10 protein-coding genes and 1 pseudogene are annotated in these 15,622 nt (G+C 60.2%); 4 read left to right on the top strand and 7 right to left on the bottom strand.

Going from position 1 to position 15,622, the window contains the following annotated elements; all coding sequences use genetic code 11:
• Positions 1–4 precede the first annotated feature (4 nt).
• A complete protein-coding gene (locus ACW4PC_RS19345; protein ID WP_455874840.1) occupies positions 5–1,435 on the top strand; it encodes an FAD-binding oxidoreductase in 1,431 nt (476 codons plus the stop codon).
• A 12-nt stretch (positions 1,436–1,447) separates the two neighbouring features.
• On the opposite strand, the gene ACW4PC_RS19340 is transcribed toward ACW4PC_RS19345, so the two are convergent.
• Entirely contained in the window at positions 1,448–3,661 is a 2,214-nt protein-coding gene (locus ACW4PC_RS19340; protein WP_455874839.1) for a DUF1217 domain-containing protein, read from the bottom strand.
• Positions 3,662–3,967: 306 nt separating this feature from the next.
• Here ACW4PC_RS19340 and ACW4PC_RS19335 point away from each other — a divergent pair, with 306 nt between their 5' ends.
• Positions 3,968–4,534 (top strand): DUF6101 family protein, encoded by a 567-nt coding sequence (locus ACW4PC_RS19335; RefSeq protein ID WP_455874838.1) that lies wholly within the window; start codon positions 3,968–3,970, stop codon positions 4,532–4,534.
• A 57-nt stretch (positions 4,535–4,591) separates the two neighbouring features.
• On the opposite strand, the gene ubiA is transcribed toward ACW4PC_RS19335, so the two are convergent.
• The 5 genes from ubiA to ACW4PC_RS19310 all read right to left on the bottom strand — a co-directional run bounded on the left by ubiA (position 4,592) and on the right by ACW4PC_RS19310 (position 10,512).
• Entirely contained in the window at positions 4,592–5,551 is a 960-nt protein-coding gene (gene ubiA / locus ACW4PC_RS19330; RefSeq protein ID WP_455874837.1) for a 4-hydroxybenzoate octaprenyltransferase, read from the bottom strand.
• Positions 5,552–5,610: 59 nt separating this feature from the next.
• Complete coding sequence (locus ACW4PC_RS19325) at positions 5,611–6,096, bottom strand: class I SAM-dependent methyltransferase (protein WP_455874836.1); 486 nt, start codon at positions 6,094–6,096, stop codon at positions 5,611–5,613.
• 78 nt (positions 6,097–6,174) lie between these two features.
• The gene (locus ACW4PC_RS19320; protein ID WP_455874835.1) at positions 6,175–6,756 is read right to left on the bottom strand and encodes a histidine phosphatase family protein; all 582 of its coding nucleotides are present in this window, start codon (positions 6,754–6,756) and stop codon (positions 6,175–6,177) included.
• A 50-nt stretch (positions 6,757–6,806) separates the two neighbouring features.
• On the bottom strand, positions 6,807–8,066 hold the full coding sequence (locus ACW4PC_RS19315) for a class I SAM-dependent methyltransferase (RefSeq protein ID WP_455874834.1): 1,260 nt from the start codon (positions 8,064–8,066) through the stop codon (positions 6,807–6,809).
• A gap of 136 nt (positions 8,067–8,202) precedes the next feature.
• Positions 8,203–10,512, bottom strand: a complete 2,310-nt coding sequence (locus ACW4PC_RS19310; RefSeq protein WP_455874833.1) for a Tex family protein — start codon at positions 10,510–10,512, stop codon at positions 8,203–8,205.
• A 372-nt stretch (positions 10,513–10,884) separates the two neighbouring features.
• Between ACW4PC_RS19310 and glyS the strand changes: the two genes are divergently transcribed.
• Positions 10,885–13,197 (top strand): glycine--tRNA ligase subunit beta, encoded by a 2,313-nt coding sequence (gene glyS / locus ACW4PC_RS19305; protein WP_455874832.1) that lies wholly within the window; start codon positions 10,885–10,887, stop codon positions 13,195–13,197.
• A gap of 227 nt (positions 13,198–13,424) precedes the next feature.
• Positions 13,425–13,919 carry a DUF523 domain-containing protein gene (locus tag ACW4PC_RS19300; RefSeq protein WP_455875067.1) on the top strand — a complete coding sequence of 165 codons (495 nt, stop codon included), beginning with the start codon at positions 13,425–13,427 and terminating at the stop codon, positions 13,917–13,919.
• A 218-nt stretch (positions 13,920–14,137) separates the two neighbouring features.
• Here ACW4PC_RS19300 and ACW4PC_RS19295 read toward each other — a convergent pair.
• Positions 14,138–15,426: pseudogene (locus tag ACW4PC_RS19295) on the bottom strand (methyl-accepting chemotaxis protein); the annotation flags it as partial.
• Positions 15,427–15,622 lie beyond the last annotated feature (196 nt).

Genomic DNA, 15,622 nt, shown 5'->3' with positions numbered 1-15,622 from the left:
CTCGATGAGCGCCAGCCTCTCGCCCGAACTTCTCGACCGCTTCGCCGCAATCGTCGGCGAGAAATACGCGCTGCGCAGCGAGGCCGAGCTTGCCCCGCACCTGATTGAGAACCGAGGCCTCTACCACGGCTCCTCCCCGCTCCTGCTCAAGCCCGCGAATGTCGAGGAGGTTTCGGCCATCTTGAAGCTTGCGACGGAAACCGGCACTGCGGTCGTACCGCAGACGGGCAATACCGGCCTCGTCGGCGGCCAGACGCCGCGCGAGGGCAAGTCGGACATCATCGTCTCGCTCGAGCGGATGAACAGGATCCGCGACGTCGATCCGGTGGCGAACCTGCTGGTTGCCGACGGCGGCGCAATCCTCGCCGAGGTGCAGAAGGCGGCCGAGGGGCATGGCAAACTTTTCCCGCTCTCGCTCGGCGCCGAAGGCTCCTGCCGGATCGGCGGCAACCTCTCGACGAATGCCGGCGGAACGGCGGTGCTGGCCTATGGCAATATGCGCCAGCTTTGCCTTGGCCTCGAAGTCGTGCTGCCAACCGGCGAAATCTGGGACGGCCTTCGCCGCCTGAAGAAGGACAATACGGGCTACGACCTTCGCGATCTCTTCATCGGCGCCGAAGGCACGCTCGGCATCATCACCGGTGCCGTCCTCAAGCTTTACCCGCAGCCGCTCGGCCATCAGGTCGCCTTTGCAGGACTTAACTCCGTGGAGGAGGCGCTTGCCCTGTTCAATCTAGCGGGCAGCCTCTGCGGCACCTCGCTGACCGGCTTCGAGCTGATGCCGCGGTTCGGTGTCGAGATCACCGCCAAACATATCGAGGGCGTGCGCGATCCGCTGGAATCGGCTTACCCGTGGTATGTGCTGATCGACATCTCGACCTCGGATTCGGCGGAAACCGCCGAGCGGATGATGAATGCGCTGCTCGAACAGGGTTTTGAGGCAGGGCTGGTGCAGGACGCGGCGATTGCCTCATCCGTCGCGCAGCAGAAGGCGCTGTGGCATATGCGCGAGAGCATGTCGGAGGCCCAAAAGCCCGAAGGCGGTTCGATCAAGCACGATGTTTCTGTGCCGGTCTCGAAGATCCCGCATTTCATGCACGAGGCCGGCGGCGCGGTGATCGCGGCAATGCCCGGCGCCCGCATATGCGCCTTCGGTCACATGGGCGACGGCAATATCCATTATAACATTTCCCAGCCGGTCGGCGCCGACAAGGACGCCTTCATCGCCCGCTGGCATGAGATGAACGAGATTGTGCACGGCATCGTTCTGGCACACAGCGGCTCGATCTCGGCAGAGCACGGCATTGGTCAGCTCAAGCGCGACGAGCTCGCCGCGATCCGCCCCGCCATCGAGATCGACCTGATGCGCCGCATCAAGCGTGCCCTTGATCCGGCGAACATCATGAACCCGGGGAAAGTGGTCAGCGTGGAGTAAGAACGTGGCGGCTTAACCGCCACCGGTCAGAATTTGCAGCGCCGGCGATTGGGTCGTGACGTTCTGAATGTCGTACATCGCCGTGAACCGCTTCACCAGCTTGTCGACCTTCTTCGAGTCGCCAAGATCCTTCAGGTCCACAAACTTTTCGAGAAGTGCAACCTGCTTGTCGACGTCCATGCTGGAGATCTGGCTCGGCAGGTTGTAGGCGGTGGTGATGACCTGGAAGAGGGCCTTGTCGCCTAGGATGGAGTAGAGCGAGGTGATATCCGGCGCCTTGCGGGCGAAGTAAAGCGCCAAGCGCGTGCCGTCGTTCGTCTCGCCTTCCTGCGTTTCGAGCGTCTGCTGCAGATAGGCATCCTGCGTGCGATCGAGCGCACCCTGATCCTGGACGATGCCCAGCTTGGCGCGCGTGAGATTGCCGACCGTGTCGAAGTTGAAGTCGGCGACGAGGTTCTTGAACTTCGTGTCCGCCTTGGTGTTCAAATAACTGTTTGCATCGTCGGGATCGGATGTGAAAATCTTCTGCAGCGTCTCTTCGTCGTAGTCCTTCGGATCGAGACCGACAGACTTGAGAATCAGACCGGTCAACCGGTCGTCCTCCAGGAAATCATCGAGGGATTGCACCGATTCCATGGTCTTGGCGAAATAGTCGACTTCCTCGGTCGCATCTTTGGATGCCTTCTCCTTCAGGGGGCCGTCCTTCATCAGCATTGTGACATGCGACTTATAGTTCGTCGCATATTTGGCCATCGCGGCGGGCGACAGTGCCTGCAGCTGGATCGACGCGTTACCTTCGCCATCGAAATTGAAGGCTCTCGCCAATTGGGTGATGCGGTCGTCCTTGAAGGACGCGACATAGCCCTCGGGGTCGTAAGGATCGCTTGCCAGCAGCCTGCGCATGACGGATTTCGACAGTTCCTCTTCCGTCAAGCCGTAAGCCTGAAGCGCAACCTGATAAAGGTCGGGCAGATCGTCGTTCGTCTTGTCTAGATCGCCGGTCTTGTTGGTCTTCAGGAAATCGTTGATGCTGTCGACGTCGGAGAAATTGTCCAGCGTCCTGGTATCGGACATGCGTGTCTTGTAGTTGGCGACGATTTCCTCGATGGCCGCTTTCGCCTCGTCGTCGTAACGGGCCATGTAGTTTACGGAAGTTGCCTGGATCAGGGAATCCGATTGCGGGCCGTCAGGCCCGAGGACGCTTCCATCAGCCTCAAAGCTGAAGGCCTGATGGACAGCCGTGGCACCCATCGTATTGGCATAGGCGGGATCGATAAGGATTTGCCTCAAGGCGGTGTCGCTCAGGTCCGTGCCGAAGCTGCTCGGGCCAAGACTGTAAGCGGCCCTGATGTAGTCCGTCAGGCGCTCATCGGCGATGAGGCTGTCAACATTGGTGATCGTCTTGATCTTGAATTCGTAATAGGCCTTGTTGTAGTCGGCAGCGGCCTTCGTCGTATAGACGATATCCGGAAACACGTCGTTATCGACAATGACGGTCGACGAATTCAGATTGTACTGCTCCATGACCATGTTTTTCTGGGCCGCGGTCTGGGCCGAGCCATTCACGGTGCCGTCTGCATTGAAATTGAACTGCGCCGCGAGCGCCTGGTACTTCTCACCGCCCTGAAGGTTCACCACGCTGTTCGGATCGCTGAGATCGCTGGTCAGCACATCCCGCAGAAACTGCTTGGACGCGTAGGTCGTATCGATGCCGAACGTCTTCAGCACATAGGTGCGCAGCCGAGTATTATTGACGAGATCATCGACTGTTTGCACGTCAGCGATCTCCGCGCTGTAATAGTCGGTGTCCTTGATCGCCTGCTTTTCCTGATCGGTGAAGGATGCGTTGTACCTGTCGATCAGGTCGTCTTCCTGCGCATCCGTCTGCGCATCGGGCTCGGGTGCATTAAAATTGAACGCCGCCGCGAACTGCTTGTAGCGCTGGTCCGAAAGCTTGTTGGCGAAACTGTCGGGGTCGGTCAGGTCGCTTTCCAGCACCTTCTTCATGAAGGCCTTGGCATAGGTCATGTCGTCGAGGCCATAGGCCTTCATCGCGTAGCTGTAGAGCTTGTAGTTGCCGAGGAAGTCGTCGACGTCCTTCACCTTGTTGATATTCTCGGCGTAGTATTCGGCGTCCCTTTTGACCGTCGCCTGCGAGGCAATGCGATCAAGACTCGTCTTCGGGTCGCGACTGATGATCGCGTAGGCAACGGAGGCGGAAATCATGAATGCGCCCTTAAACAACCTAAAAGAATAATGCAGGATCCTGCGCGCATTTTGCCATGCAAAGCTTACCCGAGACTTACCTGACGCTGTCCCGCTTTGGCGCAGCCATCCTCGCCGGTCCGTTCATGGTCCGGAAACCCTGCCACATTGGTTTTTGATAACCATCGGGGAAGGCAAAGTTTTCTTAACCGCAAATTTTAAGTGGTCCGGAAGAGGCCCCGCCTATTGTCGATGCGTAGAGGGCGAAAAAGCCCCGAGGAGAAGACCGGAAACCGGCTCTCAGGTAAGACAAGGGTAGAAATGAACATGAACAACACCGTTATGAAGCCCGCTTGGGCTGGAACGACACTGCGTCTCGATCCGTCGCGCTTTCCCCAGCAGGTCAGCTACGCCATCCACGACTCCACAAGTGACGTCAGCATAACGATCGATGAACGCGGCGCCGTCCTCCGCAAGACCCTTCCCTCCAGCGGCCTGCCGCTTTCCGTTGCCTTGCCGAAGCGCGCTTTCAAGGGCGTTGCAGCCCGGGCGATCGACCACGGCAACGGGGAAGTGACCGTAACGCTGGAATTGCACCACGAAGACCCGGATCTCTGCATTCCGCTGCTTGTCGCCCACGATCTGTCCGATATCGCGGCGGATTGGCGGGGCTGGTCGGAGGCATTCCGCATTCCGATGCTGATGGTGGAGGCCGACGGCGTTGCACGCCCGCTCGAGGAGCACCTCGGCGATTTGCGTACCAGCCACATGAAACCGCGCCGGCGCCATTCCTATTTCGCCAATCGCCGTCCGCGTTTCCTCGTGCGCCGCACGACCGGCAAGCTCGGCGTGACAATGAAGATCGAAGGCAAGGAAATTATCGCCCGCAATTAAGAATTCGGCGAGTGACCCAATCTGAAACCCGGCCTAGCGCCGGGTTTTTCGTTTCAATCAGGGAAGCCCAAAGAGCAGCGAGACGAACAGTCCCGCAAAGACGATCAGCCCAACACGGTTATTCGACTTGAAAAGCGCCAGGCATTGCGTCGCGTCGTTGATGTCGAGCCTGGCGATCTGCCAGGCGAACATGCCGGTGGCAATCAGCAGCCCGAGATGGGCCGAGAAACCGACGCCGGCCAAAAGAAAGGCGAGCAGCATCAGGACCAGTGTTGCGCCATAAAGACCGATCAGCCACTGCCGCGTCCGATCGCCGAAAAGCAGGGCGGTGGAACGCACGCCGATCAATTCGTCGTCTTCCTTGTCCTGATGCGCATAAATCGTGTCGTAGCCGATCGTCCAGGCGACGGAAGAAAGGTAGAGCGCAATCGCAGCGAAAGACAGGCCGCCGAATATGCCAGCCCAACCCATCAGTGCGCCCCAGGAAAAGGCAAGGCCGAGAAAAAATTGCGGCCAGTCTGTGAAGCGCTTGGCAAACGGGTAGAGCGCGACGATGGCGAGCGAGAGCACGCCGAGAGTGACTGCAAACCAGTTGAACTGCAAAAGCACCAGCAGACCGGCAAGCGCCTGAAGCACCATGAATATCTTTGCCTGGGTGCGCGTGATGCGCCCCGAAGGCAGGGGCCGCGAGCGGGTGCGTGCGACCTCCATGTCGATCCTGTGATCGACCAGATCGTTGTAGGTGCATCCTGCCCCGCGCATGGCGACGGCGCCGATGAAGTAGAGAACCAGGTGAAACAGCGTCTGCGAGCCGGAAAACAGGCCTTGTCCCGCGGCCACATTTGCGGCAAGCGCCACCGACCAGAAGCAGGGCCACATCAGGAGTTGCCAGCCGATTGGCCTGTCCCAGCGCGCCAGCTGCGCATAGGGCCAGAGCCATGAGGGCAAAACCCGGTAAACCCAATTGTCTGAAGGCGCATCGGCAACGCGCCCGTTCAAGCCGCCAATCTGTTGCATGCGGCCATCTAGCGACGGGCGAAGGCGCGGGTCAATAGCAGCGTGGCCTGCCTCCGCGATCATCTTCGCCGATAGAGAAAATAGCGGCCCTTCTCGACGGACGGAGGCAGCGGCATTTCCTCCAGTTCGGAATGCTTCAATTCCAGGCCGCTTGCGACAAATCCGTCAAGGGTCAGCACCGCGACCACGCGAGAGGGCAACCATTCGCGGATGATTGCATCCTGCTCCGGATAACCGGTTCCAATGTCGGCATGAACGACGGCTGCCCTAGTGCCGGTATAACTCAGGCAAGTCTCCCTGATGTCGCCGATGACGACATCGCCGTCATCGGGCCGGCAGCTTCCATGCGCGCCGTTTTCGCGGTCGAATGCAATGATGTGCCGATCCGGGAAGCGCACACGCAAATGGCTGTAGGTCCTGCCATTGCCGAGGCCGATTTCGAGGATCGGTCCATGGGGCAGGCTCGCCTGCCTTGCCGCGATGTGATCGAGAATATCCCTCTGTGCGGAAATCCTGCTGATGAAATCGTCGAGACGTGTTCGCATAGGCAGCTCCGAAGCTTGAACTCGAAACAAGCTTTAAATTCAATCGTTCATCGCGCCGCTCGAAAGCGCAATAGACCCTTACGGCTGGTTCCAGCGCCGGATCACCGGCTCCGTCAGATCGTGCTCATAGCCTAAGATGCTGATGCTTGCAGTATCAAGGACGAAGCGCGAGCCGTCTTCCGGCGGCAGGCCGAGCCAGCGGGCAGCGAGCACGCGCAGGAAGTGGGAGCTGGAGAAGATCAGGATCGGCGCGCCGACTTGGCGAAGGTCGCGGACGATACGGTCCGCCCTTGCGCCGACATCTGCGGCCATTTCTCCGTCAGGGCAGCCGTCGCGGAAGAGCTGCCAGCCGGGGCGGGCCGCAAGGATTTCCTTCGTCGTGATGCCCTCATAGGCACCATAATCCCATTCGGCGAGATCGGGCTTGATCACGGCATCTGCGCCGAAATTGGCAAGGGCGCAGGTGTTCGTCGCCCTTTGAGAAGGGCTCGACCAGACGGCCGAGACAATCAGTCCCTTCAGGCGATCCGCGAGTTTGCGGGCGGCCGTCTCGCCATTCGGGGTCAGCGGGATATCAGTCCTGCCGGTATGTTTTCCGGAGAGGCTCCATTCTGTTTCGCCGTGGCGGACAAGATGAATTTCGGGAAATGCACTGCTCATCTGCAAGCCTTTCCTTGTAGAAAAAACGCGCCCGAAGCCGCGCCGCGATCTCAGAAGACAACCCTTTCCAAGGGAGGCCGCGTGGCCTCGAACTCCTTCAGCTTCGCCTCGTTCTCGGCAATGTAATTGCGGTTGTCCGGTGTCGAATACTGGTTCTTGGAAACCTGGATCTGCATGACGAAGAGTTCATCCCAGCGGAAGCCTATTTCGGAGCCGGCGAGATAAAATTCCCACATCCGGAAGAAGCGCTCGTCATAAAGAGCGACGGCTTCCGCCTTGCGCGCCATGAAGCGCTCGCGCCAATGGCGGAGCGTATAGGCATAATGCAACGGCAGGACCTCGATGTCCCGGATCAGCAGCCCGGCCTTTTCGATTGCAGGCACCGCCTCGCCGATCGAGGGGATGTAACCCTGTGGGAAGATGTATTTCTCGATGAAAGCATTTGTCGCAAAGCTCGGCTTCGGCCGGGCGATGGAATGAAGGAGCATGACGCCGTCGTCGGCGAGAAGTTCATGCACCTTGCGGAAGTAATTGTTGAAATTGCCGATGCCGACATGCTCGAACATGCCGACCGAGACGATGCGGTCGAACTTCATGCCCGTCATCGTGCGGTAATCCTGCAACTCGAAGCGGACGCGATCGGCGAGACTGCGCTTTTGGGCGCGCTCGCGCGAGATCTTCAGTTGCTCTTCGCTGAGCGTGATGCCGGTGACGTCAACGCCCTTTGTCGATTCCGCCAGATACATCCCCATGCCGCCCCAGCCGGAGCCGATTTCCAGAATACGCTGGTTGGGCTCCAGCAGAAGCTTGGCTGCGATATGGCGCTTCTTGGCGACTTGTGCTTCCTCCAGGCTGATGCCCGGCGGGTCGAAATAGGCGCAGGAATATTGCCAGTCCTCATCAAGGAAGAGTTCGAAAAGCTTTTCCGACAGGTCGTAATGATGAGCGACATTGCGCTTGTTGTGATTGACCGGCAGCCGGCTCTTCAGCTGCTGCAGTGCGATGCGGCCGACCAGAAGTGCGGCCATCGGAATATCGAAAATTTCGTTGGTGGTGTTCTGCTTCACCATCGAAAGGAAGTCGTAGATGTTGCCGTGTTCAAGAATGAACCGGCCGTCCATGTACATTTCGCCGAGCTTGAGGGTGGGGTCGCGGCGGATAAGCTTCTCCGCCTCCTCGTCGGCAACCCGGACGACGACCAGATCCCCGGTGCCATCGCCAATCGCATGTGTCTCGCCATTGGCCAGCGTGAGCTTCAGATTACCCTTGCGGATGATTTTTTTGACAATCGATAAAAATCCCGACGCCATGAAAGGCCTCGCATAGGTGACAGGATGATATCGGTTAAACTTAGTCGCTCTCTTCCGCCACACAAGCGCCGTATTTGGCAGTTCCGCAACAAGGCTGCCGAACTGTGACATTTTTGCAATGCCTGCCGTTAAGCTATTATTTTCGCTTCATGGCCTCGGCAAGGGCAGCGCCGAAGGCGCCTTGGGTTTCCTGTTTCGGGACAGCCGGACGCCTATCGTTTTGCGGCCGTGCGCCCTGATTTCCACGGGGCTCGCCGCGTGGCGCTGAAGCCGAGGAGCCATCGTCTTTGCGCATCGAAAGACCGATGCGCTTGCGTTTTGCATCGACTTCGACGACCCGCACCTTGACGACATCGCCGGCCTTCACAACTTCGTGAGGATCTTTGACGAAGCGGTCGGCAAGCTGCGAGACATGCACAAGGCCGTCCTGATGCACGCCGATATCGACGAAGGCGCCAAAGGCCGCAACGTTGGTCACCGTGCCTTCCAGCATCATGCCGGGCTTGAGGTCGGAGATTTCGTTGACGCCTTCTGCGAAGGTTGCCGTCTTGAAGCTCGGGCGCGGATCGCGGCCGGGCTTTTCCAGTTCGGCGAGGATATCCTTGACGGTCGGCAGACCGAACTTCTCGTCGATGAACTGCCGCGGATCAATCGATTTCAGCGCCGCGCTGTCGCCCATCAGCGACCGCAGGTCGCGGCCGCAGGCGGCAACGATCTTCTTTGCCACGCCATAGGCTTCCGGATGCACCGATGACGCGTCGAGGGGCTCCTTGCCGTTCGGGATGCGCAGGAAGCCTGCCGCCTGCTCGAAGGTGCGGTTGCCGAGACGCGCGACCTTGAGCAGGTCGCGGCGGCTTTGGAAGGGACCGTTCTGGTCGCGATGGACGACGATGGCTTCGGCAATCGACGGGCCGAGGCCGGAAACGCGTGAGAGCAGCGGCGCTGAAGCCGTGTTGAGATCGACGCCGACGGCATTCACCGCGTCTTCGACGACAGCGTCCAGCGAGCGCGACAGCTTCTGTTGGTCGACGTCATGCTGATACTGGCCGACGCCGATCGATTTCGGCTCGATCTTGACAAGTTCGGCCAGCGGATCCTGCAGGCGGCGGGCGATGGAAACCGCGCCACGCAGCGACACGTCGAGATCCGGAAATTCAGCTGCGGCGGTCGCGGAGGCGGAATAGACCGACGCGCCGGCTTCCGAAACGATGACCTTGGTGGGCTTTGCGCCCTGAAGATCGGCCAGCATGTCGGCCACCAGCTTTTCGGTTTCGCGGCTTCCAGTGCCGTTGCCGATAGAGATCAGTTCGACATTGTGCTTAAGGATCAGCGCGGTGAGCTCTGCCTGAGCGCCACGCACGTCGTTGCGCGGCTGGAAGGGATAGACCGTGGAGGTCGCAACGACCTTGCCGGTGCCGTCGACCACTGCGACCTTGACGCCTGTGCGGATGCCCGGATCGAGGCCCATCGTGGCGCGCGATCCGGCAGGCGCCGCCAGCAACAGATCCTTCAAGTTTCGCGCAAAGACGTGGATGGCCTCCTCTTCGGCGCGTTCGCGCAGTTCGCGCATCAGGTCGAGAGACAGCGACATGGAAAGTTTGACGCGCCAGGTCCAGCTTGCGACATCCATCAGCCAGCGGTCGCCGGGGCGGCTCGCGCCGATCTCATAGGCAGCCGCAATCATGCGCTCGACAGGTTTGTTGGGAGAGGCGGTCTCGGCGTCGGCCTCGATCGTCAGCGTCAGCACTTCCTCGTTCCAGCCGCGCAGCATGGCGAGTGCGCGATGGCCGGGCACGGTCGCCCAGCGCTCCGAATGGTCAAAATAGTCGGAGAACTTCTCGCCGGCCGTCTGCTTGCCGTCCACGACCTTGGCCTTCACAAACGCGGCGCTGCGCATATGGGCACGGAGCTTGCCGAGCAAATCGGCATTTTCCGCAATGCCTTCGGCGATGATATCGCGTGCGCCTTCGAGCGCCGTCTTCGCATCCGGCACATCGGCAGTGATATAGTCCTCCGCCAGCACCGCCGGTCCCTTCGAGCGATCGGCGAGGATCGCGTCGGCCAGCGGTCCGAGGCCGCGCTCGCGGGCGATCTCAGCACGGGTACGGCGCTTCGGTTTATAGGGCAGGTAGAGATCCTCGAGCTCCGCCTTGGTGGCGGCGCCGACGATCTTGCCCATCAATTCGTCGGTCATCTTGCCCTGGCCGGCGATCGATTCGACGATCGTGTCGCGGCGGGCTTCCAGTTCGCGCAGATAGACGAGGCGTTCTGCCAGATTGCGCAGTTGCGTATCGTCCAGGCCGCCCGTCACCTCCTTGCGGTAGCGTGCGATGAAGGGAACGGTCGCGCCCTCGTCAAGCAGCTCGATCGCGGCTTTGGCCTGGTCCGGCCGGGCATTGATTTCGGAGGCGATGACTGCGGCAAGCGAGCGGAGGTCTGCGGCCATGGGATTTCCTGACTAACGAAGGTAGCGGGACCATAGCGGCGAAAAGCGGCAAGGCAATGCCCGGCAGACCTTTCCACAACAGACTGACGCCTTCATACAGGTTTGCGCTTGCAGCCATCCGACCCTTCGGACCACCTTTTCCCCGCTGGGGAGAAGGGACGACAAAGCGCAGCCGCCTTATCTCCTTCTCCCCAGGGAGAGGGTGCCCGGCAGGGCGGATGCGGGGGCGGCGCGACGCAGAAGGGCGATTGCCTCCTTGCTTGCCTCGCGCGCCTGGATTTCCCGTTTTTGCGGTTGTGCAGATGCGGCATTCTTTGGTAGCAGAGGCGACCGTTTTGGACCGCCCCCCTAAAGGAGGCAAGGAAAAGTGACATGCCCGATCTGCTTCTAGAACTTCGCTCCGAGGAAATTCCGGCCCGCATGCAGCGCAAGGCTGCCGGCGACCTGAAGAAGCTCGTCACCGATGCGCTGGTGGAGGCAGGACTTTCCTATGAGGGCGCGCGCGAATACTGGACGCCGCGACGCCTGACGCTTGATATCCGCGGACTGACCGCCCGCTCCGCCGATGTGCGCGAAGAGCGCAAGGGCCCGCGCACCGATGCCAACGAAAAGGCGATCGAAGGCTTTTTACGCGGCGCCGGCCTTTCCTCGATTTCCGAGGCGCAGGTGAGCAGCGACCCGAAAAAGGGCGATTTCTACATTGCCGTGATTTCAAGGCCCGGCCGCGCTGCGGAAGAGATCATCAGCGACGTTATGCCCGGCATCATCCGCGATTTCCCCTGGCCGAAATCCATGCGCTGGGGCAAGGCGTCCTCCAAACCTGGCTCGCTGCGCTGGGTGCGCCCGCTGCAATCGATCGTCTGCACTTTCGGCACCGAGCATGAGGAAACCTCCGTCATCCCCTTCGAGATCGACGGCATCGTCGCCTCCAATGTGACCTACGGCCACCGCTTCCATGCCCCAGGCGCCATCACCGTCAAGCGTTTCGACGACTATGCCGCGAGCCTCGAAAAAGCGAAGGTCATCCTCGATGCCGAGCGGCGCAAGAACATCATCCTGCATGATGCCCGCGACATCGCCTTTGCCGGCGGACTGGAACTGGTCGAGGACGACGGTCTGCTGGAGGAAGTCTCCGGTCTCGTCGAATGGCCGCAGGTGCTGATGGGCAGCTTCGAGGAGGATTACCTCTCGATCCCCTCCGAAATCATCCGGCTGACGATCAAGACGAACCAGAAGTGTTTCGTAACGCGCAAACAGGGCGAAGAGACGCTTTCGAACAAGTTCATCCTCGTCTCCAATATTGAGGCGACCGACGGCGGCAAGGAAATCATCCACGGCAATGGCAAAGTCGTCCGCGCCCGCCTTTCCGACGCGCTACATTTCTGGAAGCGCGACCAGGGGAACTTGCCGGACCTCGAAACGCTGGAGGCTTCGGCGAAGAAATTCGGGCTTGATCTGAGCAAGCCGCTCGATCAGCGGATGGCGAAGCTCGATGCGCTGCATGTGACATTCCACGCGAAAATCGGAACGCAGGGCGAGCGGGTAACACGCATTCGCACCCTTGCCGGCGAAATCGGTAAAATCGTCAATGCAGATCCCCTAAAGGTCAGCCGGGCCGCAGCGTTGGCAAAGGCGGACCTGCGAACTGAGGTCGTGGGCGAATTCCCCGAACTGCAGGGTGCAATGGGGAAGAAATATGCGCTGCTGCAAGGTGAAGATGAAACAGTGGCGGCGGCACTGGAGGACCATTATAAGCCTCAGGGTCCTACCGACCGAGTGCCTACCGACCATGTTGCCATAACCATAGCGCTTGCTGACAAGATCGACACACTTGTATGGTTTTGGCGAATAAACGAAAAACCAACCGGTTCAAAGGATCCGTTCGCGTTAAGAAGGGCAGCGCTAGGATCGATACGGCTGCTGTTGGAACGGGGAATCAGAGCATCCCTCATCCCGCTGTTTCGCTCTGCATTTCGTAGCGAATGGGCCGTGGCCATCGCGAGCCATGAAGCTTCGATAAGACTCTTCGAGCTTAAAATCCAACAGGATAACGAAAGACTCGACCACGAGAGGCTCGTACAAGAACAGCGCGATGCTATCAAATATTGCAAGAATTATCTTGCTGACGGCCATCCAAAGACAATCGAAGAAGAATATGAGCTGGCAATCAACCTCCTCTCCTTCTTCCACGACCGCCTCAAGGTCTATCTGCGCGACCAGGGCGCTCGCTACGATCTGATCGATGCCGTCGTCACATCCGAGGCAGACGACCTTCTCATGATCGCCCGCCGCGTCGAGGCGCTGACGGCTTTCATTACCTCGGAAGATGGCAAGAACCTCCTGGTCGGCACCAAGCGCGCCACGCAGATTCTGGCCGCCGAGGAGAAGAAGGGCACCGTCATCGCCGACGGCGTTTCGGAAAAGCTGTTCCGGCTGGATGCCGAAACGGAGCTCTTTGCCGCCATCGCCAAAGCCTCGGCCGAGGCTTCCGCCGCAATCGCCAGGGAAGACTTCCGCTCGGCGATGGAGGCGCTTTCGAAGCTCCGCGCCCCGGTCGACCGCTTCTTCGACGACGTGCTCGTCAATGACGAGGACGCGGCGATCCGCGCCAACCGCCTCGCCCTTCTGCGGCTGATCCGCGAGGCGACGGGGACGGTTGCGGACTTCTCGAAGATCGCAGGGTAACGGTTTCGGGCCGCGGCCCTGGCGGCAACCTCGGCACCTCATTCTTGTGCTTGTGACAGGAACCCATTCACGGCGCGTTGCGCCGTGAATGGTTCTGTTGGCCTTTGAATGAGGTTTCCCGCGCGATGGACATGGCGCTGCTGGATCCCTGCGACAGGCACAAGGATGAGGTGGAGGAGAAGCCCATCCCACTGGTCATTCACCAGCGCTCGCGCTATCAGACAATCATGACCACCAAAATCCTCGTCAGCGCCTGTCTCATGGGCCATGCCGTGCGTTATGACGGCCGGGCGAAGCCGCTGGCACATCCGGCGCTCGAGCGGTGGCGGGCGGAGGGCAGGCTGGTGACGATCTGTCCGGAGATGTCGGCAGGCATGCCGGTGCCGCGCCCGCCGGCGGAAATCGAGGGCGGCGCGAGCGGCAAGGACGTGCTGTCGGGAGCAGCACGGGTGTTCGAGATCACCGGAGGCGATGTGACGGCTGCATTCCGAGAAGCCGCGCAGAATGCGCTCAGGCTGGCTCAGGAGACGGGCTGCACCCATGCGCTCCTCATCGATGGCAGCCCCTCGTGCGGTTCCGATTTCATTTATGATGGGTCTTTCAGCGGAGCGCGGCGGGACGGCAATGGTGTTACAGCTGCCCTGCTGAAGCGCGCCGGAATCCAGGTCTTCTCGGACCGGGAGATCGACCGGCTGGTGGAAAGCCTCGCGACGCCCGTCTGATCAAAAGGCATGTCCTTGTGCTCTGCCAGCGCCTCCATCACCTGCAATCGATCGCTGTCCGGCATGATGACATCCGGATTGGTACAATATGTGCCAGTCTATCGACACGCTGCTGCGGCAACTGCGCAGACAAAGCCGCCGGATTTCGCCGGCGGCCGCTTGTATCGCGTGATGAAGGTGGCGGCGTTTAAGCCTATGCCGCGCGGCGGGACGGTTGCCGCCTGACCCACGCCGCCGACGCGGAAGCCGTGGATGAGACCGAGCAGTTCGTCGGTATCAGCCGCCAGCGTTTCTGCCGATGCCGTCGTCTCCTCGGCCATCGCGGCATTCTGCTGCGTTGCCGAATCGAGCTGGTTCATCGAGGACGAGATCGAGCGCGGCGTCGTGTCTTGCTCAGAAGCGCTGTGGGCGATCTTGCCGACGATCTCGTTCGCAGCCCTGATCTGATCCGATATGCGCTTCAGCGCTTCGCCGGCCTCGCCGACAAGACGGACGCCGTGATCGACCTGGGTGGAGGAACGGGCGATCTGATCCTTGATCTCCTTGGCGGCAGCGGCGGAGCGCTGGGCGAGTTCGCGCACCTCCTGGGCGACGACGGCAAAACCCTTGCCCGATTCGCCGGCGCGTGCCGCCTCGACACCAGCATTCAGCGCCAAAAGGTTGGTCTGGAAGGCGATCTCGTCGATGACACCGATGATCTTGCCGATCTCGTCGGACGACTTTTCGATACCGCTCATCGCCTCGATCGCTTCGGTGACGACGGCATCGCTGCGGTTCGCTTCGGTGCTGACGGCATGCACGCGCTTGGCGGCCTCGTGCGCACCTTCCGCAGTCTGGCGGACGGCGACGGTCAACTCGTCGAGAGCAGCCGAGGTTTCCTCCAGGCTGGCGGCCTGGCGCTCGGTGCGCTGCGACAGTTCATTCGAGGCGCGGCGGATCTCTTCCTTGCTGGTGCCGATGTCGCTTCCCTTGGCGCTGACTTTGGCCATGGCGGCCTCGAGATGCGACAGCGCATCGTTGAAGTTGTCTCGAAGGGCGGCGTATTTCTGGCTGAGATCGCCGCAGCGCACGGTCAGGTCACCGCGGGCGAGGTCTTCCAGCGCCTGGCCGATCGTTGTGACGACGTTGGCCTGCATCCGGGCGTCTTCCTGCTGCTGGCGAAGATTGTTTTCACGCTCGGCGCTCAGTGCCATTTCCTGCTCGACCTGGCGCTGGGACAGCGCCTGCCTTTCGCGGATTTTCTCCTGAAGCGACTTCGTGGCCTTGGCCATCATACCCACTTCGTTGCCCATATCGGCATGCGGGATGGTGACCGACAGATCCTCGTCGGCGACGGCCTTCAGGGCTGTGTGGACATCTGAAAGTGGACCTGCGCGTCGAGATCATCCATATAGACGCCGGTCACCACGACGATCTTCCAAGGCGCGAAGTCGAGCGCATAAGCGGTCTTGCGAAAAGTCGCATCCTTAGGCTCGCCCGGCTTACTCGCATAATAGTCAGTCATACCTCGCGCGTTTCACTACGCACGTTCAGCAAGCGCAATCATGCTACTGCGGCCTTCGGTAAGTAAAATTATTGTGAATGACTGAATGTTCACTTAACGAGTCTGGCGTTGCCAAGATCAGCAGCACCAAAACTGAATCATGTTTTCTTGTATGATTACGCAGGTTGTATGAGTACTTTGAAATGAATTGAAATAAAGA

The organism is Rhizobium yanglingense, from assembly GCF_977109285.1.
This window is presented reverse-complemented; position numbering and strand designations above follow the sequence as displayed.

Bases quoted from the DNA above. Each gene is read 5' to 3' on its own strand.
- ACW4PC_RS19300 (WP_455875067.1), top strand. From the start codon at position 13,425: ATGACCACCAAAATCCTCGTCAGCGCCTGTCTCATGGGCCATGCCGTG.
- ACW4PC_RS19315 (WP_455874834.1), bottom strand. From the start codon at position 8,066: ATGGCGTCGGGATTTTTATCGATTGTCAAAAAAATCATCCGCAAGGGT.
- ACW4PC_RS19335 (WP_455874838.1), top strand. From the start codon at position 3,968: ATGAACAACACCGTTATGAAGCCCGCTTGGGCTGGAACGACACTGCGT.
- ACW4PC_RS19310 (WP_455874833.1), bottom strand. From the start codon at position 10,512: ATGGCCGCAGACCTCCGCTCGCTTGCCGCAGTCATCGCCTCCGAAATC.
- ACW4PC_RS19345 (WP_455874840.1), top strand. From the start codon at position 5: ATGAGCGCCAGCCTCTCGCCCGAACTTCTCGACCGCTTCGCCGCAATC.
- ACW4PC_RS19340 (WP_455874839.1), bottom strand. From the start codon at position 3,661: ATGATTTCCGCCTCCGTTGCCTACGCGATCATCAGTCGCGACCCGAAG.
- ubiA (WP_455874837.1), bottom strand. From the start codon at position 5,551: ATGCAACAGATTGGCGGCTTGAACGGGCGCGTTGCCGATGCGCCTTCA.
- ACW4PC_RS19325 (WP_455874836.1), bottom strand. From the start codon at position 6,096: ATGCGAACACGTCTCGACGATTTCATCAGCAGGATTTCCGCACAGAGG.
- ACW4PC_RS19320 (WP_455874835.1), bottom strand. From the start codon at position 6,756: ATGAGCAGTGCATTTCCCGAAATTCATCTTGTCCGCCACGGCGAAACA.
- glyS (WP_455874832.1), top strand. From the start codon at position 10,885: ATGCCCGATCTGCTTCTAGAACTTCGCTCCGAGGAAATTCCGGCCCGC.